This is a genomic window from Zooshikella ganghwensis DSM 15267, from assembly GCF_000428585.1.
Taxonomy (GTDB): Bacteria; Pseudomonadota; Gammaproteobacteria; order Pseudomonadales; family Zooshikellaceae; genus Zooshikella; species Zooshikella ganghwensis.
On record NZ_AUAF01000342.1, the window covers coordinates 1 to 1723 of the forward strand.

Sequence of the window (1723 nt, forward strand, 5' to 3'; positions counted from 1 at the left end):
GTAGGAGGTAATAGACTTAACTAGGACAAGCTCGGTATTCTAGCAAATTATGAGCGTATGGTATTGATTGATTAATGAGCGATTCAACAAAGCCGATTGGCACTTGTTAAAAGTCGCCGACAACGTCGGCCTAACTTGAACTGAGAAATTCTATGAATTAATATTTATCAAAGGTTTATCCTTTATCTTGCTTAAGTAAAACAGATGCAACCCAGGAAGGTTTTGGGAAGTTAAAGAAATCTGAATAATCACTTCCTCCCATACAGTGCAAACTTGACTGCATAGGTCCTCGAATGGCATTTATAACAACACCTGCGCTTTCCCAATCACTGTGCGTGATATTGAAACAATGTTGTTGATAGCTTTTATAATCTTGAGCATCCAGAAAGGATAGTCCTTCTTGAATCATTTCCTGTACTTTCAATAGCCCAATACTATCAATTGGATATGTGTTATTAAATGGAGTTTGATAACCTAAACCATGATGGGCATGATCTGCACTTGAAACAATCACTGCATCCTTCGACATAGCCTCAAGCTCTTTAAATCCCCTTAAAGAAAATGGATCTGGACCTGATAAAAAAACAAAACGTTCGATAATTTTTGGAGCCTTTATATTTCTTCTTTTTGCTTCAATAGAAACCAGCTTTCTAAATAGGTATAAAACGTGATCACTTTGCCAAGTGTTTGTTATGTTATTATACGCCAAACCTGGTCCATATATCCCTCTCAAAGACTCCTTCTTCGGGTCAAGCCCCGAAGCAACCCTTAAATATGCATTCATCAGTTCTTTATTTAATGCATGCATTAAGCTTATGACTAAGATTTTATCTGATCCACTTGCAAAACAAGCATTAACAACAGCAGATGTAAGGTGTATACAGTCTCCAATGTGAACATGTGGAAATGTTAAAACTCCACCTTGGGTAAGTGTTTGCTTTAATTTAAGAGAATCACTTAATACTTTGCCTCTTTCAAAGATAATATTTACTTGATCATTTGAAAGCTGATTAAAGCTATCCTGGTAGTTCTTGATAGTTCTTTTTGCATACCATGATATGGTATCTGGTGAAAATCTTCTTTGTGGCTGGTGATCACTAGCTATTGCACTTTTTATCCCAGCTGGAAAACATGATAACGAAGATAACAGACCTATACTTTTTACTAACTCTCTTCTATTCATAACTGTTACCTAAAAAAATAATGATTATGTCTTAGTTGTATTGATGAGATTATAAATGGCCTTGCAGTAATATTTAATTTTATTTATCAGGATTCTTTATTTAGAAATCTGCAATAATACAAGCACTTGGCAGATATAGGATCTTCAATGTGCTCTGGTATTGTATTAAGTAGTATCTAATCTAATAACTAATTACTTCTGCTATATTTTTAATTTTTCTCTAAATGCTTGCTTAATAACATGTGCCCTTAGTGCTCCTGCCTCATCCCGAGTACCCAACCCCCACCCTGAAAAAATTTCCGGTAATCGCAGTTATCAGAAATTTTTGTGGCTGAAATGTTGCGAAATGGTCAATATCACAGAGCAAGAAGACTCAGTTGATATTTAGCTAAGTCTGGGCTAAGCTAGCAGTATTCTCAATACTGAGGTATGAATGATGGATGTCATCTCAATGCACCAGGCTAAAAGCTCTTTGTCCCAGCTCGTTGCGCGAGCAGAGAAAGGGGAAACTATCCTTATTGGTGCCTATGGCAAGGTACA

General features: G+C 36.3%; 1 protein-coding gene. It reads right to left on the reverse strand.

Features of this window, described 5'->3' with window-relative positions:
* Positions 1-175 precede the first annotated feature (175 nt).
* Complete coding sequence (locus F607_RS32185; RefSeq protein WP_051311880.1) at positions 176-1183, reverse strand: hypothetical protein; 1008 nt, start codon at positions 1181-1183, stop codon at positions 176-178.
* Between the last annotated feature and the right edge of the window lie 540 nt (positions 1184-1723).

Excerpts from the sequence above, each read along its gene's own strand:
- F607_RS32185 (WP_051311880.1), bottom strand. The coding sequence starts at position 1,183 with ATGAATAGAAGAGAGTTAGTAAAAAGTATAGGTCTGTTATCTTCGTTA.